Source organism: Oceanococcus sp. HetDA_MAG_MS8, assembly GCA_019192445.1.
Classification (GTDB): domain Bacteria; phylum Pseudomonadota; class Gammaproteobacteria; order Nevskiales; family Oceanococcaceae; genus MS8.
The window spans coordinates 74,913-98,337 of record JAHCMK010000007.1 but is presented as its reverse complement, the minus strand read 5'-3'; the positions used below and the strand labels follow the sequence as shown (position 1 = coordinate 98,337).

Annotated in this window: 18 protein-coding genes; 9 read left to right on the top strand and 9 right to left on the bottom strand. The window is 57.9% G+C overall.

Annotated features, from left to right (window positions below; translation table 11 throughout):
• Positions 1 to 3: 3 nt before the first annotated feature.
• Both KI787_12590 and KI787_12585 read left to right on the top strand, forming a co-directional pair.
• Positions 4 to 2,133, top strand: coding sequence for an enoyl-CoA hydratase/isomerase family protein (locus KI787_12590; protein MBV6630791.1), 2,130 nt, complete (start codon positions 4 to 6; stop codon positions 2,131 to 2,133).
• A 126-nt stretch (positions 2,134 to 2,259) separates the two neighbouring features.
• Entirely contained in the window at positions 2,260 to 4,503 is a 2,244-nt protein-coding gene (locus tag KI787_12585) for an acyl-CoA dehydrogenase (GenBank protein MBV6630790.1), read from the top strand.
• A 204-nt stretch (positions 4,504 to 4,707) separates the two neighbouring features.
• Here KI787_12585 and galE read toward each other — a convergent pair whose 3' ends face one another.
• Entirely contained in the window at positions 4,708 to 5,751 is a 1,044-nt protein-coding gene (galE, locus tag KI787_12580; protein ID MBV6630789.1) for a UDP-glucose 4-epimerase GalE, read from the bottom strand.
• A gap of 218 nt (positions 5,752 to 5,969) precedes the next feature.
• On the opposite strand from galE, the gene KI787_12575 reads away from it, so the two are divergent.
• Complete coding sequence (locus KI787_12575; GenBank protein ID MBV6630788.1) at positions 5,970 to 7,604, top strand: choline dehydrogenase; 1,635 nt, start codon at positions 5,970 to 5,972, stop codon at positions 7,602 to 7,604.
• A gap of 37 nt (positions 7,605 to 7,641) precedes the next feature.
• Here the strand turns inward: KI787_12575 and KI787_12570 are convergent, their stop codons facing one another.
• Positions 7,642 to 8,610: a WYL domain-containing protein gene (locus KI787_12570; GenBank protein MBV6630787.1), complete on the bottom strand. Its 969-nt coding sequence runs from the start codon at positions 8,608 to 8,610 to the stop codon at positions 7,642 to 7,644.
• Between the two features lie 301 nt (positions 8,611 to 8,911).
• Between KI787_12570 and KI787_12565 the strand changes: the two genes are divergently transcribed.
• Positions 8,912 to 9,172: an AbrB/MazE/SpoVT family DNA-binding domain-containing protein gene (locus tag KI787_12565; GenBank protein ID MBV6630786.1), complete on the top strand. Its 261-nt coding sequence runs from the start codon at positions 8,912 to 8,914 to the stop codon at positions 9,170 to 9,172.
• Positions 9,172 to 9,537 (top strand): type II toxin-antitoxin system PemK/MazF family toxin, encoded by a 366-nt coding sequence (locus tag KI787_12560; GenBank protein ID MBV6630785.1) that lies wholly within the window; start codon positions 9,172 to 9,174, stop codon positions 9,535 to 9,537. The genes KI787_12565 and KI787_12560 overlap by 1 nt, the downstream gene beginning before the upstream one ends.
• A gap of 157 nt (positions 9,538 to 9,694) precedes the next feature.
• Here the strand turns inward: KI787_12560 and KI787_12555 are convergent, their stop codons facing one another.
• The 6 genes from KI787_12555 to groES form a co-directional block, all read right to left on the bottom strand.
• On the bottom strand, positions 9,695 to 10,030 hold the full coding sequence (locus tag KI787_12555) for a (2Fe-2S)-binding protein (protein ID MBV6630784.1): 336 nt from the start codon (positions 10,028 to 10,030) through the stop codon (positions 9,695 to 9,697).
• A 38-nt stretch (positions 10,031 to 10,068) separates the two neighbouring features.
• Complete coding sequence (locus KI787_12550) at positions 10,069 to 10,860, bottom strand: thymidylate synthase (GenBank protein ID MBV6630783.1); 792 nt, start codon at positions 10,858 to 10,860, stop codon at positions 10,069 to 10,071.
• A 7-nt stretch (positions 10,861 to 10,867) separates the two neighbouring features.
• Positions 10,868 to 11,716 carry a prolipoprotein diacylglyceryl transferase gene (gene lgt, locus KI787_12545; protein ID MBV6630782.1) on the bottom strand — a complete coding sequence of 283 codons (849 nt, stop codon included), beginning with the start codon at positions 11,714 to 11,716 and terminating at the stop codon, positions 10,868 to 10,870.
• A gap of 150 nt (positions 11,717 to 11,866) precedes the next feature.
• Positions 11,867 to 13,249 carry a hypothetical protein gene (locus KI787_12540; protein MBV6630781.1) on the bottom strand — a complete coding sequence of 461 codons (1,383 nt, stop codon included), beginning with the start codon at positions 13,247 to 13,249 and terminating at the stop codon, positions 11,867 to 11,869.
• 291 nt (positions 13,250 to 13,540) lie between these two features.
• Positions 13,541 to 15,181, bottom strand: a complete 1,641-nt coding sequence (gene groL / locus KI787_12535) for a chaperonin GroEL (protein MBV6630780.1) — start codon at positions 15,179 to 15,181, stop codon at positions 13,541 to 13,543.
• Positions 15,182 to 15,235: 54 nt separating this feature from the next.
• Entirely contained in the window at positions 15,236 to 15,523 is a 288-nt protein-coding gene (groES, locus tag KI787_12530; GenBank protein ID MBV6630779.1) for a co-chaperone GroES, read from the bottom strand.
• A 425-nt stretch (positions 15,524 to 15,948) separates the two neighbouring features.
• On the opposite strand from groES, the gene KI787_12525 reads away from it, so the two are divergent.
• From KI787_12525 to KI787_12510, 4 genes are all read left to right on the top strand, one after another.
• Positions 15,949 to 17,871 (top strand): PrkA family serine protein kinase, encoded by a 1,923-nt coding sequence (locus KI787_12525; protein MBV6630778.1) that lies wholly within the window; start codon positions 15,949 to 15,951, stop codon positions 17,869 to 17,871.
• A gap of 425 nt (positions 17,872 to 18,296) precedes the next feature.
• Positions 18,297 to 19,514, top strand: a complete 1,218-nt coding sequence (locus KI787_12520) for a YeaH/YhbH family protein (protein ID MBV6630777.1) — start codon at positions 18,297 to 18,299, stop codon at positions 19,512 to 19,514.
• Positions 19,511 to 21,037 carry a SpoVR family protein gene (locus tag KI787_12515; protein MBV6630776.1) on the top strand — a complete coding sequence of 509 codons (1,527 nt, stop codon included), beginning with the start codon at positions 19,511 to 19,513 and terminating at the stop codon, positions 21,035 to 21,037. Before KI787_12520 ends, KI787_12515 begins: the two co-directional genes overlap by 4 nt.
• A 124-nt stretch (positions 21,038 to 21,161) precedes the next feature.
• Positions 21,162 to 22,472: an acetyl-CoA C-acetyltransferase gene (locus KI787_12510; GenBank protein ID MBV6630775.1), complete on the top strand. Its 1,311-nt coding sequence runs from the start codon at positions 21,162 to 21,164 to the stop codon at positions 22,470 to 22,472.
• A 137-nt stretch (positions 22,473 to 22,609) separates the two neighbouring features.
• Here KI787_12510 and KI787_12505 read toward each other — a convergent pair whose 3' ends face one another.
• Complete coding sequence (locus KI787_12505; GenBank protein MBV6630774.1) at positions 22,610 to 23,356, bottom strand: SDR family oxidoreductase; 747 nt, start codon at positions 23,354 to 23,356, stop codon at positions 22,610 to 22,612.
• Between the last annotated feature and the right edge of the window lie 69 nt (positions 23,357 to 23,425).

Below are 23,425 nucleotides of genomic sequence, written 5' to 3'. Positions count from 1 at the left end.
ATCATGAGTATTACCCGCAACCTCGACGCCGACGGCATTCTCACCCTCACCCTGGACATGCCGGGGCGGTCGATGAATGTGCTCAACGAAGAACTCACCGACCCCTTTGCCCAGGCTATCGCTGATGTGGAAAGCGATGACAGCATCAAAGGCGTGATTCTGACCTCCGGCAAGAAAGAATTTTTGGCCGGGGCGGATATCGATAAGGTCTTCAAGATCACCGACCCGCAAGAAGCCTATGAAGCCTCCAAGGCCTTCCAGGCGCTGATTCGCCGCCTGGAAACCACCGGCAAACCGGTGGTGGCCGCGCTCAACGGCACCGCCCTGGGCGGCGGCCTGGAGCTAGCTCTTGCCTGTCACTACCGGGTGGCATTGAACAATCCTAAGGCCAAGTTCGGCTTGCCGGAAGTCAAGCTGGGCCTGCTGCCCGGTGGCGGTGGCACCCAGCGCCTGCCACGCATGATGGGCTTGCAGAAAGCCATGCCCTTCCTGCTTGAGGGCAAAGAGCTGCGCGTGGATGCGGCCAAGGCCCAGGGCTGGATTGATGCCATCGCCGATACGCCCGAAGACATGCTGGCCCAGGCCAAAGCCTGGTGTGTGGCCAACCCCAAGGCTAGCCAGCCCTGGGATCAAAAAGGCTTCAAGATCCCCGGCGGCGATCCCAAGCATCCGGCCGTGGTGCAAATGCTGGCCATTGCCCCTTCCATGCTGCGGGACAAAACCCAAGGTCTATACCCGGCACCGCAGAACATCATGTCCTGCGTGTTCGAAGGCTGCTTGGTGGACTTCGACACCGGCTGCGACACCGAGGCCCGCTACTTCGCCAACTGCGTGGTCAGCCAAGTGGCCAAGAACACCATCGGTACCTTCTGGTATGGCCTGAACGAAATCAAAAAAGGCGCCTCCCGCCCGGCTGGGGTGGAGAAATCCCGCTTTACCAAGGTGGGTGTATTGGGCGCTGGCATGATGGGCGCAGGCATTACTTATGTTTCGGCCAAGGCCGGTTTCGAAACCGTAGTCAAAGACGTAAGCCAGGAAGGCGCCGACAAAGGCAAGGCCTATGCCGAAGGCATTGTGCAGAAGCTGGTCGGCCGCAACAAGATGACCAAAGAGGCCGGGCAAGAGCTGCTCAATCGCATCACGCCAACAGCGTCTGCTGATGACTTGGCCGGTTGCGACCTGATCATCGAAGCGGTGTTTGAGGATCGTGAGCTCAAGGCCCAGGTCACCAAAGAATCGGAAGAAGTGATGGCCGCCGGCGGGGTGTTTGCCTCGAACACCTCTACCCTGCCCATCACCGGCCTGGCCAAGGCCAGCAAGGCGCCGGAGAACTTCATCGGCCTGCATTACTTCTCGCCCGCCGAGAAGATGCCGCTGGTGGAAATCATCGTCGGCGAGCAAACCTCGCCCGAAACTCTGGCCCGCGCCTTTGACTATGTGCTGGCCATCGGCAAGACGCCCATCGTGGTCAATGACTCCCGCGGCTTTTACACCTCGCGGGTGTTTGGCACCTACGTGATGGAAGGCATTGCCCTGCTCGCCGAAGGCAATGCACCCTCGCGGATTGAAGCCGCCGGCAAGGCCACCGGTATGCCCATGCCGCCCTTGGCTCTGCAGGACGAAGTGTCGCTCTCGCTGGGCTGGCATGTGGCCGAGCAGACCCGCAAGGATCTGGAAGCCGAAGGTAAACCGGTCCCCGTCCATCCGGGCCTGAAGGTCATCGACAAAATGGTCAACGAGCTGGATCGACCAGGGAAGAAAGCTGGCAAGGGCTTTTATGACTACGACGGCAAGAAAAAGTCGCTGTGGTCAGGCCTCGCTAAGCATTACCCCACGGCCGACACGCAGCTCAGCGTGCAGGACATGAAAGATCGACTGCTCTACGCCCAGGCCATCGAGACGGCCCGCTGTGTGGAAGAAGGTGTGGTGCTCAAAACCAACGACGCCAACATTGGCTCCATCTTCGGCTGGGGCTTTGCGCCCTGGAGTGGTGGCACGCTGCAGTACATCAACCAGATCGGTCTGCCCCAGTTTGTGGCTCGCGCCCAACAACTGGCCGACCAATACGGCGAGCGCTTTGCTCCGCCACAACTGCTCAAAGACATGGCCGAAAAAGGCCAGCGCTTCGAGTAACACCTGTTGGGGGCCGGCCTCTGCGGGCCGGCCTTCAATCCCTTATGAACCGCGCCCTGCCGGCATTCTCGAATCCAAGAACCCTGCGCAGCGCGTAGTTATTACAGTTCTCAACAGGAGCAAGGCATGTTTGGAACATTGCTAAACACCATGCGTAAGGGCGGCATGCTGCCCAAGATTTCCGATACCGAGCGCCAGGCACTCGATGCCGGCCATGTCTGGATTGACGGCGATTTCTTCGGCGGTAACCCTGACTTCAAGCGGATGCTTAACGAGGCCTACAACGACCTGCCGGCGGAAGAGCAGGCCTTCATGGATGGCCCCGTCGAAGAATTGCTGCGGATGATCAAGCCCTACGAAATCTCGCAGAGCCGCCGCATCCCCGATACCGTGATGGCCTTCATGAAGCGCGAAGGCTTCTTCGGCCTGATCATTCCCAAAGAGTACGGCGGCAAGGGCTTTTCGGCCCTGGGCCGCTCCTCGGTGATGGCCAAGGTGGGCGCGGTCTCGGGCGTGCTCTCGCCGCTGGTGGTCATTCCCAACTCCATCGGCGCCGCCGAACTCATCGAGATGAACGGCACCGAAGAGCAAAAACGGCACTACCTGCCCAAGCTGGCTGCGGGCGAGATGATGCCCTGCTTTGGCCTCACCGAGCCCACAGCTGGTTCGGACGCGGCTTCCATTAAAGCTGAAGGCGTGGTCTTCAAGGACGACGATGGCGAGTTGAAACTGCGGATGAACTTCCGCAAGCGCTATATCACCCTGGCCCCCATCGCCAACCTGATCTCCCTGGCCTGCCGCGTGCACGACCCCGAGAATCTGCTGGGCAAGGGCGAGAATCCGGGCATCACCGTGGTGTTGCTGGAGAAAGGCACGCCGGGTTTGCACAACGGCGATCATCACGAGCCCATTGGCGAGCCCTTCTACAACGGCCCCATCATCGGCACGGATGTAGTGGCGAGTCTGGATCAGGTCATTGGTGGCCGCAGCGCCGTCGGCGAAGGCTGGCGCATGCTGATGGAAGGTCTGGCCGGTGGCCGCGCCATTTCCCTGCCTGCTGGCGCCATTGGCGGCGCCAAGGCCGTGGCCCTGATGACGGGTGCCTATTCGGTGGTTCGTCAGCAGTTCGGCATCGACATCGGCCAAATGGAAGGCGTGCAAGCCAAGATCGGCCATATTGCCGGCCTCACCTACATGCTTGAAGGCTCGCGGGTGTACTCCTGCTCCGCCCTGGACCGCGGCATTGCACCGCCGGTGGTCTCGGCGGCGCTCAAGTACTCCACCACCCAGCTCGGCCGGGATGTGGTCACCGATGCCATGGATGTGTTCGCTGGTCGTGGTGTGATGCAAGGTCCCTCCAATGTGGTGGGCCCCGGCTATTGCACGGCCCCAGTAGGGATCACCGTCGAGGGCGCAAACATCATGACCCGCACCCTGATTACCTTTGGTCAGGGCGCCACCCGCTGCCACCCTTACGCCATGAAGACGGTGGCGGCCGTCGAGAACAATGACGTCAGCGCCTTCCGCAAGAATTTGCTGGGCTGGATGGGTCACTTCGCCCTGAACATCGGCCGCGCCTTCACCCGCTTCCTCACGCGCGGTTACAGTGCCGGCTCGCCGGTTTCCGGCCCCACGGCAACTTACTACCGCCGCCTGGGCTGGGCCAGCACCCGTTTCTCGGTGCTTACAAACCTGGCCATGTTCCTCATGGGCAGCAAGCTCAAGGCCAAGGGCAATCTCACCGGCCGCTACGCCGATGTGCTGACCTGGCTCACCCTGGGCTTCTCAGCCCTGCGTCGCTACGAGGCCGAAGGCCGCAAAGCCGAAGACCTGGTGCTAGTGGAATACAGCCTGGAATACGCCCTGGCGCAGATCCAACAGGCCTTCGAAGGCATTTATGCCAACTTCGAAGCACCAGTCCTTGGCGCCTACCTACGCACCGTGGGCAGCTTCCTGCTGCGGGTGAATCCGCTCAGCCGCGGCCCCTCGGACAAGGTCACCGTGGCCTGTGCAGCAACCCTGCAAAGCCTCAGCGAGCAACAGGCACGAATCACCCGCGAAACCTTCCTCGCGGGTTCCGACGTCGCTGGCGCCGGCCGCTTGCTGCACGCCTTCAAGCTGATCTGCGAAGCCCAACCGGCTGCCGCCAAGATCGCCAAAGCGATCCGCGCCAAGCAGCTCCCACGGGCTGCCATCGAAGACAGCATCGATGCCGCCCTGCAAGCGCAGATCATCACCGGCGCCGAGGCCGACCAGCTCAAAGCCGCTCACGAAGCCCGCATGGAAACCATCGAGGTCGACGTTTTCAAACCCGAAGACTTCTTCCGCGACACGGTTCCCAGCGCCGAGCTGCAGCGGGTTGCGGCTTAAGCCACAACCAACACCGCCACACAAAACGCCCAGCTTCGGCTGGGCGTTTTTTTTGCTTGTAAACCCTCGCGCCTGCATGCCATTGCTGTACGGCTGAGCACCACGATGCCGCGAGCGCAGCTTCAACAGCGGTTATTTATCGATAACGGCAACATGCGAAGCTCCCAAACTGCGTTGGGTAAAACCGGCAAAACACACAGTAGGCTAGTACCCCTCTGGATTCGACTGCTGCCAATTCCAAGTGTCAGCACACATGGCCTTTAAACTCTGGCGAGCCTCCCAGCCCAGCTTTTTCTTTGCCAGCCGAACATCCGCGAAGTACTCCGGTAAGTCACCGGCGCGACGAGGCGCCTCCTTCCAAGGCAGGTCGCGACCACATATTTCACTAAACGCCCGGACCATTTGTAGCACGCTGACACCATGCCCCGTTCCCAAGTTAACTGCTGCGACATCTCTCAACGTAGGCAGCGCTTGCAAAGCAGCCACATGGCCTTGGGCCAGATCCGATACGTGAATGTAATCACGAACGCCAGAACCATCCACCGTGGGATAGTCAGTACCGAATACCTGTAAATAGGGACGCCTCCCGACTGCGACTTGCGATAAGAAAGGCATCAGATTATTCGGTGTACCTCGTGGGTTTTCTCCTAAACACCCGCTTGGGTGTGCGCCTACGGGATTAAAGTACCGCAAGCTCACCGCAAGCAACTCGGGCCAAGCGATCCGCATATCTGCGATAGCCTGCTCACTCATTGCTTTGCTCTGTCCATATGGGTTCATTGGAGCGACCGGATGATCTTCGGTATAGGGGAGGAATTGAGGACTTCCATAGACCGTAGCGCTTGAGCTAAATACCAATTGCCTGCAGTCGTGTTCGCGCATCACGTCCAGCACCGCCCATGTTCCCTCCACATTGTTGCGGTAATACAGCGTCGGTTGAGCGACAGACTCAGCGACGGACTTGAGTCCAGCAAAATGGAACACTGCTTGAGGTTTGTACCGCTGGAAAACCTTTCTCAACGTGGCCTGGTCGCGAACATCACACTCAACCCAGGGCACGAAATGGCCGGTAAGCTCCTGTATACGTTTGAGCGGAATGCTGCAGCTATTACTGAAGTTGTCAACGACAACAGGCGCTAATCCCGCTTCAATTAAGGCCACGACGGTGTGACTACCGATATACCCCGAGCCACCCGTCACAAGAATTGGAGTGTTCTTTTTCAGAGCTCTTGCAGAAATGGGCGTCATGGGGCTCGGAGGTCACCCAATGCCATTGGGTACAAAGATTTGGTGGTGCTTATCATCCACATATTATGAACGACACCAGCGTCTAAGCTGCGGGTTCCTCCGCTATAGGCTAGCGTCAGTATCCTGGATCGTGAGGGTCAGCTCGAGACTATCTCCTACGAGGATTGCGACCATGATTTGTTATCCTTCGAGCTGGAGTGAGACCCCAGGAAAACGCTATGGTAGACACCATCATCGTGGGCGCCGGCAGTGCTGGTTGCGTATTGGCCAATCGATTATCGGCCGACCCTCGTCGGCAAGTATTGTTGCTAGAGGCTGGGCCGCGTGACAACAACCCTCTGATTCACATGCCGCTAGGTGTCATCGGCCTCATTCGCAAAAACGCCAGAAACTGGGGCTTTGATACCACTCCTCAGCAACACATGAACAAGCGCCGCTTGTTCTGGCCACGGGGCAAAACCCTGGGCGGCTCATCCAGTATTAATGCCATGGTCTATATCCGCGGGCATGCGGCGGACTACGATCATTGGGCCGAGCTAGGAAATGAGGGCTGGAGCTATGCCGATATGCTGCCCATTTTTCGTTCGCTGGAACACAACGAGCGGCTACAAGATAGCTATCACGGTGACAAGGGAGAGCTGAATGTCGCCGACGTGCGCAGCCCAAACCTGCTTAGCCGCTTATGGGTCCAGGCTGGGCATGAAGCTGGTCATTGCATCAACACAGACTTCAATGGAGAGCAGCTTGAGGGGGTAGGCCCATTCCAAGTCACACAAAAAAACGGCCGTCGCTGGAGCGCCGCGAGTGCCTTTTTGCGGCCGGCGCTCGGCAGACCGAACCTGAGTGTTCGCTGCGGCGTCCACGTCACACGTGTTCTCGTCGAAGATGGGCGCGCCGTAGGTGTGGAGCTGCGCAATGAGCGAGGGCAACTGGAACGTCTACGCGTCAATGACCAAGTGGTTCTGGCTGGGGGCGCTATCAACAGCCCGCAACTGCTGATGCTTTCGGGCATTGGCGACCCTGACGAACTCAAGCAGCACAATATTCCGCTGGTGCATGCGCTACCGGGTGTTGGGCACAACCTCCAAGACCATTTGGACTACATCCTCAGCTATAAATCTAGGACCCGAGCGCCGATCGGAATGGCTGCCAGTGCGGTGCCGAAAACCATGTCCGAGCTGCTGCGCTACCTACTCACGGGCTCAGGCCAGTTTGCATCGAATGTTGCTGAGGCTGGAGGCTTCGCCAGGTCTTCCCCCGAGGCAGCATTACCGGATCTCCAATTCCACTTTTTGCCCGCTTTAATCGAAGATCATGGGCGCAAGCTGGTGCACGGCTATGGCTTTTCTGTACATGTGTGCGACCTGCAGCCTCTCAGCCGGGGGAGAATTACCCTGGAGTCGGCAGACCCGCTTGCTGACCCACGCATTGACCCGCAGTATCTCAGCAATCCGGCCGATATCCTCAAGCTACGTGCTGGGGTGAAGATCGTCCGCAACATCGTCAATCAACCGGCTTTGGAGCCGCACCGCGGCGAAGAAATTTACCCTGGACCTGGGGTGCAAAGTGATGCCGACATTGATGCCGCCATCCGAGCCCGCGCGGAGACGGTTTATCACCCGGTGGGCAGCTGCCGTATGGGTAGCGACGAAATGGCCGTGGTCGACGATAAGCTACGCGTGCACGGCATTGATGGCCTGCGGGTGGCCGACGCCAGCATTATGCCCACCATCCTGCGCGGTAATACCAATGCCCCCTGCATGGCCATCGGCGAAAAAGCGGCCCGGATGATTCTGGCCGAAGCCAAATATGGACCTAAACTGGTCGAGAAAAAATCTGCGCACGCCGCTTAAAAGGCGCATGAGCCTCCGCCGCCTCCTCGAGAGGCGGCTAGTCTTTGGAGTACTGCGCGAGAGCGCGCTGCAGGTTGCCCTGCACAGCTTTGCGTAGCTCCATCGGCGACTCGACCAGAACCTCCGCTCCGTAGCGCAGCAGATCGCGCACCAGCTCTGTGGGGTTACTAAAAGGAACCTCCAGGCGATACCGCCCGTCCGGCAGTTCTTCACCCTTTTGGTCTCGGTGCCAGGTTTCGGCCTGCACCCAGCGGGCGGCCTCGGCGCTGAAGATCAGTACCGCGCGGTCACGTGCTGGCCCGGAAAAAATGCCATAGCTCGAGGCGAGCTCGGCATCGAGTTGAGCTTCACCCACATCCTTGGCTTTGTCGGTGAGAACGCGAGCGTTGGAGACACGGTCTAGCGAAAAAGTCCGCAGCCCCTCACGGCTATGACACCAGGCGTCGAGATACCAAACATCGCGATAGTGCACCAGGCGCTGAGGTGACACGGTTCGCTCGCTGCGGGTGTCGCGAGCGCGGTCGTGGTAGTGCATATGCAGCTGGCGGCGGCGGGCGACGGCCTCGGCAACCACATGGAACCAGTCTCCTTGGGGGCGCGCATTCATCGAGAGAATCTTCACCCGCTTGATAAGCTCGCCGGCACCGGTGTATTTACCGGCCAGAATGGTTTCCAGCTTCTGCCGGAAAGGACGCAGCATCTCGCTCACCACGCCCTGGCCGGACTCGTTCAGAAACTTGATGGCCGCCAACATGGCAACCAGTTCGCGGCTGGTGAGCCAGAGGCCAGGAAGCTCCCAGGCATCCTGGCCAGCGGCGTAGAGATAGCCGCCGCGGTCACGGTCATACACTAAAGGCGCGTTGAGCTGATCGCGCAGGGTTTCGATGCCGCGCTTAGCAGTGGCTTTGGAACACTCCATGCGCGTCATGATCTCGTCCATGGAGATAGGCACTCGGCGCCCGGCGAAAAGCCGATGGAGTTCGTAGATGCGGTCGAATTTATCCATGTGAGGATTATGCGTGGTTCACTCGCGCATCGCTGCGCCTTGCATAAACAACAAAAGTCTCAGCACTCATGACAGTGGTGCCAGGTGTTCTTGCCTCGTCAAGCGACAGTGCAGCTCGCTCACTGGCTCGTTTTTTATGGGTAACCACAGCCATGAGGGAGGCGCGGGAGTGGCATTCGCCCCTGATGGTGCTCGCTGAGCCCGGTGACCCTACACGCACACATATGTATCTACATAGTTGACACATTTCATGCCTGTGATAGCGTAGCGACTCGTAGCAGTAACAGCTCATGAGGCAGTCATGGACAGCCAGATCAACAAGTGGGGCAACAGCGCTGCGGTGAGGATTCCCGCCGGCATACTTTCCGAAACGGGCCTCGCCGTGAACAGCACAATTCGCATTGAGGCCAAAGATGGCCGCATCATTATTGAACCTACCGGTCCGCGCCTCAAAAACCTTCGTCTTCCGTTTACCGAGGCTGCGCTGTTAGCAGGTCTCGACGCGCACACCGCTCACGCTGACGAAATTACTGCACCAATCGACTCGGAAGTTGGGGAGTAATGGCCGGCCACTACGTTCCCGCGCGTAACGACGTAACTTGGCTGGATTTTGAGCCCACCAAGGGAAAGGAGGTCGGCAAGTACCGCCCCACCCTGGTGCTGTCATCCAAAGCGTACAACCAGAAAACGGGCTTGCTCATTTGCTGCCCAATCAGCACCAGTATTCGTGGCGGTCCTACCGAAGTTCCAATTGGCAACTTGGATCAACGGTCAGTGGTGGCAGCCAGCCTCATTCAAACGCTATCTTGGAAAGAGCGCAAAGCGAAGTTCATTACTCATGCAGAGGCCGGCGTGATGGAACAGGTTCTGCTACGCATCATTCCCCTCATTGGTGCAGATAGCGTGATTGAGCAGTTCATCCGCTGAAAATAGCTTCAACCCGAGAAGCCGCTATTCCCGACGGAAACCGTAGTTGCAGCAGGATGTCCAAGGGACGCGCGTTTTGGCTCAATCGCTGGATGTGCACACCATTTAAGAAACCAAAGCGCCGAGTCGTCGCACCCGCTCTCCAAGATGTTGCAGCCTAAGCGATCGGCCGATTCCCGCGCGCGTCCACATGCACGCGCAGGTCACTGCGGGGCTCGCTCTGGCAGGCCAGTATGGTGTTCGGCTCTTCGGGCTCTTCTGGTGTCATGAACAGGGTTTTGTCCCGCCGCACATAGACTTCACCCTGCTCCAATTGACAGCGACACGAATGGCAGATGCCCGCCTTGCAGTTGTGCGGCCAAGGCAGACCCTCAGCCAGCGCGGCTTCCAGGATGCTTTGGTTGGAGGCCACCAGAAGTTCTCGCCCTGAGGGACCAATACGAACGGTATGAACAACTGGCGGAGAAGTCGACTGATGCAGCACCCGCCACATTCGCCTCCAGATGGACCTCCCCTGCCCGGCCATCGAACTCAGACGGCGACCGGCGCCTTGATTGCCGGATGCGGGTCATAGCCTTCTATCTGCACGTCTTCATAGCGGTAACTGTAGAGATCGGAGGCTTTGTTCAATACCAACTTGGGCAGCGGCCGGTGCTCGCGCGAGAGCTGCAAACGGGCCTGCTCGAAGTGGTTGGAGTACAAATGCACATCGCCACCGGTCCAGACAAAATCGCCCACATCCAGCCCCACCTGCTGCGCCACCATATGCGTCAGCAAGCTGTAGCTGGCGATGTTGAACGGCACCCCGAGGAAGAAGTCGCAGGAACGCTGGTAGAGCATGCAGCTCAAGCGGCCTTCGGCCACATAAAACTGGAACAACAAATGGCAGGGCGGAAGGGCCATTTGATCGACCAAACCCACATTCCAGGCCGACACGATGTGGCGACGGGAGTTGGGGTTGGCCCGCAAGTCGTCGAGCACGCGCTGAATTTGATCGATGTGCCCACCGTTGTAATTGGGCCAGCTGCGCCACTGACTCCCGTACACCGGCCCTAAATCGCCGTTGTCATCGGCCCATTCGTCCCAAATGCTCACGCCGTTGTCTTTGAGATAGCCGATATTGGTGTCACCGCTCAAAAACCACAGCAGTTCGTGAATGATGGAACGCAGGTGCAACTTTTTAGTGGTGACCAAGGGGAAGCCCTCACGCAGGTCAAAGCGCATCTGCGCACCAAACAGCGACCGCGTCCCGGTTCCAGTCCGGTCAGCCTTATCGACACCCTCATCGAGAATGCGCTGCATTAAAGCGTGGTAACTCTCCATGGTCGTATTATCGCTTAGCTTTCCGCCGCCCGCCGGGTTTGCCCGGTGCTTGCGCCGCAGGAGGGAGTTCATTGCGCTGGTATGCCCAAAGCATGAGAGCCAGGCCGGCCATCCACATTGGAGCCGACAGCACCATACCCATGGTGAGCCAGTCCCAGGCTAAAAATCCTATATGCGCGTCCGGCGTGCGGAAGAACTCCACAAAGGTGCGAAACACCCCGTAGCCCACTAAAAATAGCCCGGAGGTGGCCATCATCGGCCGCGGCTTCTTGGCAAACCAATGCAGAACGATGAGTAACAACAAGCCTTCCAGCGCCGCGTGATAGAGCTGGGAGGGATGCCGCGGCTCCGGCCCCACTAGCGGAAACACCATTCCCCAGGGCACATCGGTGACTCGCCCCCAGAGTTCGGCATTGATGAAGTTACCGATGCGCCCGGTCATCAGCCCCGCAGGAATCACCACGGCTAAAAAATCGGTCACCTGGAAATACCGGTATTGGTACTTCCGCGCAAACAGCGCCATGGACACCAGCACGCCGAGCAGCCCACCATGGAAGCTCATACCGCCTTCCCATACCTTGACAAGGTAAAGAGGGTTTTCTGCCAAGCGGTCGAAGGCGTAGAACAGCACGTATCCGATGCGGCCGCCAAGGATGACACCCAGCACCAGGTAAAACAGCAAGTCACCCAATTGCTCGCGGGTCCAACCTTGAACCGCGACATGCGGCAAGCGCAGGCGGCGGATTGCCAGATACCAGCCCAAATAAAAGCCGGCCAAATAAGACAAGCCGTACCAGTGGATTTGCAAAGGCCCGAGGGCAATAGCGACGGGGTCAAAACCCGGATGAACCAACATGTTTCCCCAAAATGGTGTGCTATTTGGCCTGCGATTGTAGCGGCAGGAGGCGAAGGCGTCCGGTGTTCAACATCATAGTCCCACAGGCCTATCCGCTATGCAGAAAAAAGGGCGCCCGTAGGCGCCCTTCAAGCACTCAGAATATCCGCTTCAGCAAAAGATGAATGGATCTTCTGCAGGCGCGTTCATAAAGGTTTCAGAGTCGATATTGAGGTTATCCCAATACACCTTCCGCAGTTGGATGATGCCCGTTTGGAATTCGCAATAGCCCAAACCTTTGGCTGGCACCTCGCCCTCTTCTAAGCCCAACGCAATCTTGGTATTGGTAATCACGCCGGCCGCTTCGTTGGTAGTGAGCACACCCCAGCCAATTTGCAGAAAACCAATCTGCGGGATGATCGGCAACGCATCATCCGCCCCGGGGTTTTGATCACCCATTTCTGGAATCCAGGCGGCTTGTTCCAGCGCCCGGCGGATTTGCCAATTCGTGATGTTCATGCCGTTACCAGCAGCCATCACGGTGTCGCCGTCTGCCATCTTGATGATACCGCCCACATGGCCAAGCTGGCGGCGGGCATCGAGAAGGATTTTGGAGGCAATACCGGCGGAACGCGGTGTGGCAAAGCTAGTACCGCCAACACCGTCGCGGTATCCGTCTTCACATAAGGCACAGTATGGGAGGGTCTGTGTGAAGTCAGCTACAAAATCCGGGAAGGTGCCGGACAGCGGTTGACGCCCCAGAGAAGATTCGCCGGGCTCGTTTTCGGCGGTTTCCTCTACGCCAGAAATCCCGATACTCCACCACGGGCCACAGGTCGTGTCCACTGAAGACAATGCGGGTGTGTTGTCACAAGCACCAAAGTGCAGCTTCCCATTCCCCCATACACCGGTGTAGGAATTAATCACGTGCCCAGGAATTGGCAAAGAACCAGGCAGTCCATAGCTGGTAGTGATGATGTCCACGCCTGGGTGAGTGAAGGACATCGCTTCACCGTCGGGCGAAGCCATCCCCTCAACGGAGAGCACAATAGCCTCTGGGTTAGCGTTGAGCACTGCAGCGCTTACGCCCACGCCATGGGTATCACCGTCGTCGTCCGGCATGTGGGGGATAGACCCGGCCGAAAAGCTTGCCGACAACAAGTTTGTTCCCTTAAACCACACAAACTCACAAACCTCGGCCTGGCGCCATAGGCCGCTGTCCACGTCGGCCTGATAGTCGGCGGCGAAGTCACCGGTACGGGTCACTTCTAATTGACACTCTGGACCAATACCAAACTCTTCCAGTACGGCCGGGGTGACAGAGTTAGGAATAAGGCCGTCGCTGTACTGCGGGCCGCCAGCGTAATAGAACTGGTGGTACGGGTTAATGCCGGTATCGATAGACGCCACAACCACGCGGGCCTTGTCATCGGCGCGGACTTCTAGGGGGGCATCAGCGCGGCTGGTAGCAGTGCTGCTTTGACCGCCACCGCAGGCCGTCAACACAAAAGTGCTCGCCAGCACGGAGCCGGCCGTCAAAAATTTAGATGTCATGGGGGAGGTTCTCGTTACAAACAAATGCGCCAAAGAGGCTTTGGCGTAGTGTTAATAAAATGTCATAGCGACATTCATTGTGCAAGCAGGAACCTTGCCACCTTATCCACAGAACGCTCATGAGCTGCTGCAGCAAAAGCTCCACATAACGAACCTAAGCGGGGAGCACTGGCATGTTGCAAGCTGCCCTTACCCAATGCACACAAAAAAGCCCGGCATATAGCCGGGCTTTTCTTGAAGTAGGGGTCGGGACGAAGCTGACCAGCCCTCCCGACCAAGACATAAGCGCTCTTAGAAGCCGCCCATGCCGCCCATGCCGCCCATGTCAGGAGCAGGAGCTGCTGGAGCTTCTTCTTTAGGGATCTCAGCGACCATGGCTTCAGTGGTGAGCAGCAGGCCAGAGATGGAGGCTGCGTTCTGCAGCGCGGTACGGGTCACCTTGGTGGGATCCAAGATGCCCCACTCCAGCATGTCGCCGTACTCGCCGGTAGCTGCGTTAAAGCCGTAGTTGCCTTCACCAGCAGCCACAGCGTTCACCACCACACTAGCTTCTGCGCCGGAGTTGGTGCTGATTTGACGCAGCGGCTCTTGGATAGCGCGACGCAGGATAGCGATACCGGCGTTTTGGTCGGCATTGCTGCCTTCCAGGCTGTCCAGCACTTTCAAGCTGCGCACCAAAGCGGTGCCACCGCCAGGGACTACGCCCTCTTCCACAGCAGCGCGGGTCGCATGCAGAGCATCTTCCACGCGAGCCTTCTTCTCTTTCATTTCCACTTCGGTAGCTGCACCGACTTTGATCACGGCAACACCGCCGGCCAACTTGGCCACGCGCTCTTGCAGCTTTTCTTTGTCGTAGTCGGAGGTGGCTTCTTCCACCTGCGCACGAATGGACTCGATGCGCGACTGGATGTCGGCCGAAGCGCCGGCACCGTCAACGATGGTGGTGGCTTCTTTGGTCACAACCACTTTCTTGGCTTGACCCAGCATGTCGACGCTGGCTTTTTCCAGCTGCATGCCTTTTTCTTCGGCAATCACAACGCCGCCGGTCAGGGTGGCGATGTCGTCCAGCATGGCTTTACGACGGTCGCCAAAGCCTGGAGCTTTCACGGCAGCAACTTTGACGATGCCGCGCATGTTGTTCACAACCAAGGTAGCCAGGGCTTCGCCTTCGACGTCTTCGGCGATGATCAGCAGCGGGCGGTTGGACTTGGCCACGCCTTCCAGCAGCGGCAGCATGTCACGGATGTTGCTGATTTTCTTGTCGTGCAGGAGGATCATGGGATCGTCCAGCTCAACCTGCATGCTTTGCTGGTTGTTCACGAAGTAAGGAGAGAGATAGCCGCGGTCGAATTGCATACCTTCGACAACGTCCAGCTCGTCGGCCAGGCCAGAACCTTCTTCGACGGTAATGACGCCTTCTTTACCAACTTTTTCCATAGCTTCGGCAATCTTTTGGCCGATGGACTCGTCGGAGTTGGCGGAAATGGTGCCAACCTGAGCGATCGCTTTGGAATCGTCGCAAGGCTTGGACAAGCCGTGCAGTTCTTCGGTGACGGCGGTAACAGCTTTGTCGATACCGCGCTTCAGATCCATGGGGTTCATGCCCGCGGAAACGGCTTTGATGCCTTCACGCAAAATGGCTTGGGCCAGAACGGTCGCAGTGGTGGTGCCGTCACCGGCAACATCGGAAGTTTTGGAAGCAACTTCCTTCACCAGCTGGGCGCCCATGTTCTCGAACTTGTCTTCCAGTTCGATTTCTTTGGCAACGGACACACCGTCTTTGGTGATGGTCGGAGCACCGAAGCTCTTGTCCAGAACCACGTTGCGACCTTTGGGGCCCAGCGTGACTTTGACGGCGTTAGCCAGGGTGTTCACACCCGCCAGCATTTTCTGGCGAGCGGGATCGGAAAACTTGACTTCTTTGGCAGCCATGATTGTTGTCCTTTGAAATTAGTAAATAGGTGAAATACGCAGAGGCGCCGAGTCTTAGTCGATGATCGCCATGATGTCGTCTTCGCGCATGACCAAAAGCTCTTGGCCATCCATCTTGACTTCAGTGCCGGAGTACTTACCGAACAGCACTTTGTCGCCGACCTTGACGTCCAACGCGCGCACTTCGCCGTTGTCGTTCACTTTGCCGTTGCCCACAGCCAGCACTTCGCCACGCGAAGGCTTTTCGGTAGCAGTGTCGGGAATCACGATGCCGCCCGGCGACGTGGTTTCTTCTTCCAGGCGCTTGACGATCACGCGATCGTGCAGAGGACGCAAACTCATGAGTGTTATCTCCCAGTGTTAATACAGGTGTCCGAACGTGTCTCCCGCGCCACATCGCACAGCGATGCACCGCAGGATCAAAATCATCCGAGGCTGTACCCGTTGGCACTCCCCGGCTGCGAGTGCCAACTTTGGGGGTAGGCATCCATGTTTCAAGAGCCCGAAGCAAATTTTTTTCGCCTTGCTCCTCCGCATGGGTGGACGAAGGCTTGACGGCACGCCAATTTCTTGACGGTTTTCTGACCGCCGAACTGATCTGATCCCTAGTAGTCAGAAGGTGCAAAACGCACTAGACACCTTCTCTGATCAGCGTATGGTGGAAGGTGTGTTGAGTACGGCATGTGCTTTGCTGCAATTAACTCAAAGGAGCCGCCGCGCGGCGCGGCGCGGTGGCCCGGACGATCACCTCAGCGCAGGAGTTAGTTATGTCCTTACTGGCCGAATACCAAAAGAACTTTCAAGCGCATCGCGAAGAGGAGATGTCCTTAGCGGACTACTTGGAACTGTGTAAACAGGACCCTTTAGCCTGGGCCAGCCCAGCCGAACGCATGTTGGCCGCCATTGGCGAGCCCGAAAGTATCGACACCCGCTCCGACCCTCGCTTGTCCCGCATCTTCTCCAATCGCGTGATCCGCCGCTATCCGGCCTTTGCCGAATTTTTCGGCTTGGAAGATGTGATTGAGCAGATCGTGGCCTACTTCCGGCATGCGGCTCAGGGCCTGGAAGAACGTAAACAGATTCTGTACTTACTGGGCCCTGTTGGCGGCGGTAAAAGCTCGCTTGCCGAACGCCTCAAGTCTTTGATGGAAACCTATCCCATCTATGCCATCAAAGGTTCCCCCATCAATGAATCACCCTTAGGGCTTTTTAACCCTGACCGCGATGGCCCCCAGCTAGAAGAAGAGTACGGCATCCCGCGCCGCGCCCTCGGGGGCATTGCCTCGCCCTGGGCGGTGAAACGCCTGGAAGAATTTGATGGTGACCTCAGCCAGTTCACCGTAGTGCGATTACAGCCCAGCGTGCTGCGCCAAATTGCCATTGCCAAAACCGAACCTGGTGATGAAAACAACCAGGACATTTCCGCCCTGGTGGGTAAAGTCGACATTCGGCAACTGGAAAAACACGCCCAGCATGATCCGGATGCCTATGCCTACTCCGGAGGGTTGTGTCTGGCTAACCAAGGCCTCCTTGAATTCGTGGAGATGTTTAAAGCTCCCATCAAGATGCTGCACCCCCTGCTGACGGCCACCCAAGAAGCTAACTACAAAGGCACCGAGGGATTGGGCGCGATTCCCTTCCAGGGCATTGTGCTGGCGCACAGTAACGAGTCGGAGTGGCAGGCCTTTAGAAATAATCGCAGCAACGAGGCTTTTCTTGATCGGGTGTACATCGTCAAAGTGCCGTACTGCCTGCGGGTCTCCGAAGAAGAGAAGATCTACAAAAAGCTGCTGTCCAAGAGTTCGCTGGCCGAGGCCCCATGCGCCCCTGGCACGCTGAATATGTTGGCGCAGTGGTCCGTACTGACCCGACTGGTGGAGCCAGAAAACTCGTCGATGGTCGCCAAAATGCGGGTTTACGACGGTGAAAATCTCAAGGATACGGAGCCCAGCGCAAAATCCATCCAGGAGTATCGCGACTTCGCCGGTGTGGATGAGGGCATGAGTGGTTCTTCGACCCGTTTTGCCTTCAAAGTGCTCTCGGCCACCTTCAACTACGACTCTGAAGAAGTGGCCGCCAACCCCGTCCACCTGATGTATATCCTCGAACAGCGCATCCTGCGTGAGCAGCTCCCTGACGATCTGCAGCGCCAGTGGCTGGATTTCATTAAAGGGCATCTCGCCGCCAAATACGCGGAGTTCATTGGCAAAGAAATACAGACTGCCTACTTGGAGAGCTATACCGAGTACGGTCAAAACATCTTCGACCGCTATGTCACCTTCGCCGACTACTGGATCCAGGACGAGGATTACCGCGACCCCGATACCGGTGCCATCTTCGATCGCGCTCAGCTGAACACCGAGCTGGAGAAAATCGAGAAGCCCGCAGGCATTGCCAATCCCAAAGACTTCCGCAACGAAATCGTGAACTTCGTGCTGCGTGCCCGCGCCAATAACGAGGGCAAGAATCCACGCTGGACCAGTTACGAAAAGCTGCGTGAAGTGATTGAGAAGAAGATGTTCTCATCCACCGAAGAGTTACTGCCGGTGATCTCCTTCAACACCAAGGCCACGGCCGATGAGGCACGCAAGCATGAGAGCTTCGTGGCCCGCATGGTGGAAAAAGGCTACACCGAGAAACAGGTGCGGTTGCTCTGCGAATGGTATTTACGCGTTCGTAAAAGCGCCTGAGGTCTCGATGCTCGCCATCGACCGGGAAAGCTGCAATGCGGCAATCAGTTGTTGCGCGCCAGCGCACAACTGCACGCAGACGTTTACAGCAGGCGTGACCCAGCACGGGCACTGTAGGGAGGGCGCGGCGACACGGAGGATTTGGCCCGCAGGGCGGCGGGCATGGACGCCCGCCGCTTTGGGCGGAGGCAGGATGCCGACTCCCAAAGCCCCGCAGAGTCGCCGACATACGCCCGACCGTGTGCCCGTGCTGGGTGGCTCCTGCAGCCCTCGCCGGAGTCATGCAGCTTCGACGCGAACGACTTTTGCAGGTACAAAAAAATCTTTGTCTTCCTACAACGGGAAGTACCGGACGCAGCCGGGCGGACTGATGGCCGGCGCAAGACGCCGCTTCATCGGTCGAGCCATCGCGACAGGATAGTGTCATGAGTACCTTTATTGACCGCCGCCTGAACGATCGACGCAAAAGCACAGCGAACCGTGTGCGCTTTCTGCGGCGCTACAAGAAACAAATTCGTCGCTCCTTGGATGACATTGTCAGCAAGCGAAAAATGGGGGACTTCGAGCGCGGAGCCAAAGTCAAACTGCCCGCCAAAGACATTTCCGAGCCCCAGTTCAGCTATGGCTCGGGAGGTGACCGCGAAGTCGTTCACCCTGGGAATCGCGAGTTTGAAACCGGCGACAAAATTCCGCGCCCACCCAGCCAAGGTCAGGGCCAAGGCGACGGTGATGCCAGTGATGGAGAGGACACCGTAGACGAGTTCCTGTTTACCTTATCGCGGGACGAGTTTATGTCCTTGTTCTTCGATGATCTGGAACTTCCCCGCCTGGCGCGCACTCAGCTGGGACCCATCACCGAGAACAAACCACGGCGGGCCGGTTTTGCCACCCAAGGCACCCCTGCCAATTTGGCCGTCGTACGTTCGCTGCGCAATGCCATGGCGCGGCGCATGGCCGTACAAAACCCCCTCAAAGAAGAGCTGCGCCAACTGCAAGAAGCCGGCGCACCCGCCAGCGACATTGCAGATTTGGAGCGGCGTATCGCGGCTGTTCCTTGGGTGGATGACTTTGACCTGCGCTATGTGCATCGGGCCATGCGTGCCGAGCCCGTCACACGGGCGGCGATGTTCTGCTTAATGGACGTATCTGCCTCGATGGATGAGGCCCGCAAGGACTTGGCCAAACGCTTCTTCACTTTGCTGTATTTATTCCTCAGCCGTAAGTACGAAGCCGTAGAACTCATCTTCATCCGCCACACCTCCGACGCCGAAGAAGTTGACGAAGACACCTTCTTTCACGATCCCAAATCAGGAGGCACGGTTGTCAATACCGCCCTGACTCTGCTGGACGACATCATTCAAGAGCGCTATGGGCAAGGCTGGAATCTGTACGCCGCCCAAGCCAGCGATGGGGATGCCTTTGGGGCCGACATTGAGAAAAGTCGCAGCTGCTTAGAAGGCCTGCTCGATCGACTGCGCTATTTCGCGTATTTGGAAGTGGGTAACACCTCCGGACGAACCAGCCCCCTCGCCGGTGCCTATGCGCGTATCGACCACCCGCATTTCGCGATGGCTGAGGCTCGACATCGCAACGAGATCTACCCGGTTTTACGCTCGCTGTTTTCTCAGGAGGCCTCGGCATGAGTCAACGCTTAATCCATGGCTCCGACTGGACCTTCCCTCTGCTGGAGAAACTGGATAAGACCATTGGCGATGTGGCTCAAAACCACTTCGGCCTAGATTGCTACCCCAATCAAATCGAGGTCATTGCCTCCGAGCAAATGCTCGATGCATATGCCTCACTGGGCTTACCCATCCACTATCCCCACTGGAGTTTTGGCAAGGCCTTTATTGGCCACGAGCAACAGTACAAACGGGGCCGCGCCGGGCTCGCTTACGAAATTGTGATCAATTCCAACCCCTGCATTAGCTATCTGATGGAGGAAAACACCTTAGCGATGCAGGCTTTGGTCATCGCCCATGCCGCCTACGGACACAACAGCTTTTTCAAAGGTAATTATTTATTCCGGCAGTGGACCCAGGCCGACGCCATCATCGACTACATGGTTTTTGCCCGGCGTTACGTAATGGATTGCGAAGAACGCTATGGCCCGGAGAACGTAGAAGCTGTTTTAGACGCAGCCCATGCTCTGATGCACCACGGGGTGGATCGATACCACCACCCTCGCCCCCTATCCGCAGAAGCAGAGGCGGCGCGGCAAGCAGACCGGGCCGCGCATGACTGGGCCAACTTTGACGACATCTGGCGCACGCTGCCGAAGAAACGCCAACCTGAAGCCCAGGATGATCTCGCCACCCACAACCCTCTGCCTCAGGAGCCCCAAGAGAACCTGCTGTACTTCATTGAAAAGCACTCTCCAGCCTTAGAGCCTTGGCAGCGAGAGCTGGTGCGCATCGTGCGCAAGTTGGCGCAGTATTTTTACCCCCAAGGCCAGACTAAGGTCATGAACGAAGGGTGGGCCTCGTTCTGGCATTACACCCTCATGAACCGTCTATACGATGAGGGCCATGTGGATGATGGCTGCCTACTCGAGGTGCTGGCGAATCACACCAATGTGGTCTATCAACCAGGCTTCGATCAACGCGGCTACTCAGGCATCAACCCCTACGCACTGGGCTTTGGCATGTTCTCGGAGCTGCGTCGTATCTGCGAATCGCCCACCGCTGAAGATCGCAGTTTCTTCCCCGACATTGCAGGCGGTGATTGGCGCAAGGTGCTGGATTTTGCCATGCGCCAATTTAAAGATGAGTCGTTTATCGCCCAGTTTCTCAGTCCACGGCTGATGCGTGAGCTCCATCTCTTCGCCATTGGCGACCATCGCGAGGACGAAGAGTATTTGCATGTAGAAGCCATCCACAACGAGGGAGGCTATCGAAAATTACGCCAGCTGCTTTCGCGCCAGTACGCGCGTGAGTCTATGGTGCCGGACATTCAGATCACTCGCTTTGATCACAAGGGTGACCGCAGTCTCACACTCACCCACTTCCAACGCCGCGGCCGTCCCCTGAGCAAAGAGGCCGAAGTAGTGCTCGGCCATGTGGAATCCTTGTGGGGATACCCAGTGCACTTAGAAACACGAAACGAACAAGGCGAACAAGTGCATGAGGTTCCGGACATGCGCGAGGAAGATGCCGCCCTCATTTGAGGCTGCTCATTCCACCTGCCTCCCGAAGGCGCCCATACGCCTGCGTATCGTCGCAGGCGCAAATCTGCTATGGTCGCGGCGCAATGTTGCACTGCAACGCATACTATTCGGGAGAGATTAATCCATGAGTCAGTCACTCAAACGTGTTGCCATCGTTGGCGGAGCGCGTATTCCCTTCTGCCGCTCAAACACGGCTTATTCCAAAATTTCCAACCATCAAATGCTCACGGCAGCGATCAACGCAATTGCCGATAAGTACGACTTGGCTGGAAAGACCTTGGGCGAAGTCGCCGGCGGCACAGTCCTGAAGCTCAACCCACAGGATGTGATGACCCGTGAGGCCGTGCTCGAGTCCAAGCTGGCCCCACAGACCCCCGCCTACGACGTCGGCCAATACTGCGGAACCAGCCTGGAAACCGTGATTCTGGTCGCCAACAAAATCGCTACCGGCCAAATCGAATCTGGTATTGCTGCCGGCACCGACACGACCTCGGACGCTCCCATCATGATTAATGAGGGTCTGCGTAAGATCTTCATGGAAGTGAACCGCGCCAAGACCGGACAGCAGCGCGCCAAGGCTCTGACCAAAATTCGGCCCAAGCATCTGGCCCCCAAGATTCCTTCTAACGCCGAAGCCCGCACCCGCAAGAGCATGGGCCAAAGCTGTGAAGATATGGCTCAAGCTTGGGGCATCGCACGTGCCGACCAAGACCAGCTGGCCTTTGAGTCGCATAAAAAAGCCGCTGCCGCTTACGAGGCTGGTTTCTACGACGATCTGGTCGTGCCCTACGCCGGCGTAACGCGTGACAACAACATGCGTCCCGACTCCACCCTGGAGAAATTGGCGACCTTGAAGCCAGTTTTCGACAAGAGCGGGGCTGGCACCCTGACCGCCGCGAACTCAACGCCGCTCACCGACGGTGCAGCTGCGGTGTTCCTCTGCTCTGAGGAATACGCCAAGGCCAATAACCTCGAGGTTCAAGCCTGGTTCGTGACCGGTCAAACCGCGGGTGTGGACTTCGTCAAAGCCAACGACTCTAAAGACCAATTTGTGCGCGGCGCCGAGGGCTTGCTCATGGCACCAGCCTTCGCCGTGCCGGCCATGCTGGAGCGCAGTGGTCTGAAACTGCAGGATTTTGACTTCTATGAAATCCACGAAGCATTTGCTGCTCAGGTGCTCTGCACCCTCAAAGCCTGGGAAGACGAGCGCTTCTGCAAAGAGTACCTGGGCCTCGACAAGCCGCTGGGTAGCATTGATCGCAGCAAGCTCAACGTTAAAGGCAGCTCGCTGGCCATGGGTCACCCCTTCGCTGCTACGGGCGCCCGCATTGTGAGCACCCTGGCCAAGATTCTGGAAGAAAACAAAGGTGGTCGCGGCCTCATCTCCATCTGCGCCGCAGGTGGCATGGGCGTTACCGCCATCCTGGAAAAATAAACGCTGGCCTTAGGTCGGCGACATACCAAGCCCGCCTCCACTAAGGCGGGCTTTTTTGTGCCTGTCATGGGGCCATGCGACCAAAGCGAGCACCAGGGCCTCGCCTGCAACCCCAATCAGGTTCTTGCACGAGGCAGTTAGAGTTCGCTCATGCCGCCATCCACCACGTACTCAGAACCCGTGACAAAACCGGCTTCGTCGGCGAGCAGGAAAGCGGCCACTGCAGCCACCTCGGCCGGCGTCCCAAAGCGCCCCAACGGAACCTGACTGAGAATTTGCTCGCCAAATTCGGCAATGGCCGAATCAGGCATGCCCGTTCGCGCGAAGAAACCCGTACTGATGGGCCCTGGGCTCACCGCATTCACGCGTACACCTTGTGGCGCCAGTTCTCTGGCCAGTGCCCGAGTCAGTGTGCGTACCGCGCCCTTGGTGCTGGTATAAACCGCGCCAGCCGGCAAACCCATATCACGGGCGACCGAGGTGGTCAGCAGCAAACTGGCCGACTGCCCCAAATGAGGTTGAAGGGCTTGGGCTTGCAGTAAAAGGCCGCGCACATTCACCGCGTAATTGGCATCGATTTCTTCTGCGCTAATCTGGCCCAGGGGTGCAAAGCGGCCAAATCCGGCATTCAAGAAGGCTCCATCCAGAGGCCCGTGGTGCTGCACAAACTCCTCTAGGGCCGCAATTTCGTTCACCTGAGCCACGTCGTTGCGCAGGAATTGTGCGCTAGAGCTCAACACCTGACGTGCAGCCTCAATGCTTTGGTCTCTAGAGCCGGTCACCAGAACCTGCCCCCCTTCTGCTTCGATGCGCTGCGCGGTGGCTAAACCAATACCGCTGGTGCCGCCGGTGATCAATATTGTTTTGTCTTGGAAACGCTGCATGGTGTTGCTCCTATGTCGGTGCTGAGGTTGCCGCCTGTTGCTGGCGTGAGACATACAGTAGGCTGAAGG

Excerpts from the sequence above, each read along its gene's own strand:
- KI787_12590 (MBV6630791.1), top strand. The coding sequence starts at position 4 with ATGAGTATTACCCGCAACCTCGACGCCGACGGCATTCTCACCCTCACC.
- KI787_12585 (MBV6630790.1), top strand. The coding sequence starts at position 2,260 with ATGTTTGGAACATTGCTAAACACCATGCGTAAGGGCGGCATGCTGCCC.
- galE (MBV6630789.1), bottom strand. The coding sequence starts at position 5,751 with ATGACGCCCATTTCTGCAAGAGCTCTGAAAAAGAACACTCCAATTCTT.
- KI787_12575 (MBV6630788.1), top strand. The coding sequence starts at position 5,970 with ATGGTAGACACCATCATCGTGGGCGCCGGCAGTGCTGGTTGCGTATTG.
- KI787_12570 (MBV6630787.1), bottom strand. The coding sequence starts at position 8,610 with ATGGATAAATTCGACCGCATCTACGAACTCCATCGGCTTTTCGCCGGG.
- KI787_12565 (MBV6630786.1), top strand. The coding sequence starts at position 8,912 with ATGGACAGCCAGATCAACAAGTGGGGCAACAGCGCTGCGGTGAGGATT.
- KI787_12560 (MBV6630785.1), top strand. The coding sequence starts at position 9,172 with ATGGCCGGCCACTACGTTCCCGCGCGTAACGACGTAACTTGGCTGGAT.
- KI787_12555 (MBV6630784.1), bottom strand. The coding sequence starts at position 10,030 with ATGTGGCGGGTGCTGCATCAGTCGACTTCTCCGCCAGTTGTTCATACC.
- KI787_12550 (MBV6630783.1), bottom strand. The coding sequence starts at position 10,860 with ATGGAGAGTTACCACGCTTTAATGCAGCGCATTCTCGATGAGGGTGTC.
- lgt (MBV6630782.1), bottom strand. The coding sequence starts at position 11,716 with ATGTTGGTTCATCCGGGTTTTGACCCCGTCGCTATTGCCCTCGGGCCT.
- KI787_12540 (MBV6630781.1), bottom strand. The coding sequence starts at position 13,249 with ATGACATCTAAATTTTTGACGGCCGGCTCCGTGCTGGCGAGCACTTTT.
- groL (MBV6630780.1), bottom strand. The coding sequence starts at position 15,181 with ATGGCTGCCAAAGAAGTCAAGTTTTCCGATCCCGCTCGCCAGAAAATG.
- groES (MBV6630779.1), bottom strand. The coding sequence starts at position 15,523 with ATGAGTTTGCGTCCTCTGCACGATCGCGTGATCGTCAAGCGCCTGGAA.
- KI787_12525 (MBV6630778.1), top strand. The coding sequence starts at position 15,949 with ATGTCCTTACTGGCCGAATACCAAAAGAACTTTCAAGCGCATCGCGAA.
- KI787_12520 (MBV6630777.1), top strand. The coding sequence starts at position 18,297 with ATGAGTACCTTTATTGACCGCCGCCTGAACGATCGACGCAAAAGCACA.
- KI787_12515 (MBV6630776.1), top strand. The coding sequence starts at position 19,511 with ATGAGTCAACGCTTAATCCATGGCTCCGACTGGACCTTCCCTCTGCTG.
- KI787_12510 (MBV6630775.1), top strand. The coding sequence starts at position 21,162 with ATGAGTCAGTCACTCAAACGTGTTGCCATCGTTGGCGGAGCGCGTATT.
- KI787_12505 (MBV6630774.1), bottom strand. The coding sequence starts at position 23,356 with ATGCAGCGTTTCCAAGACAAAACAATATTGATCACCGGCGGCACCAGC.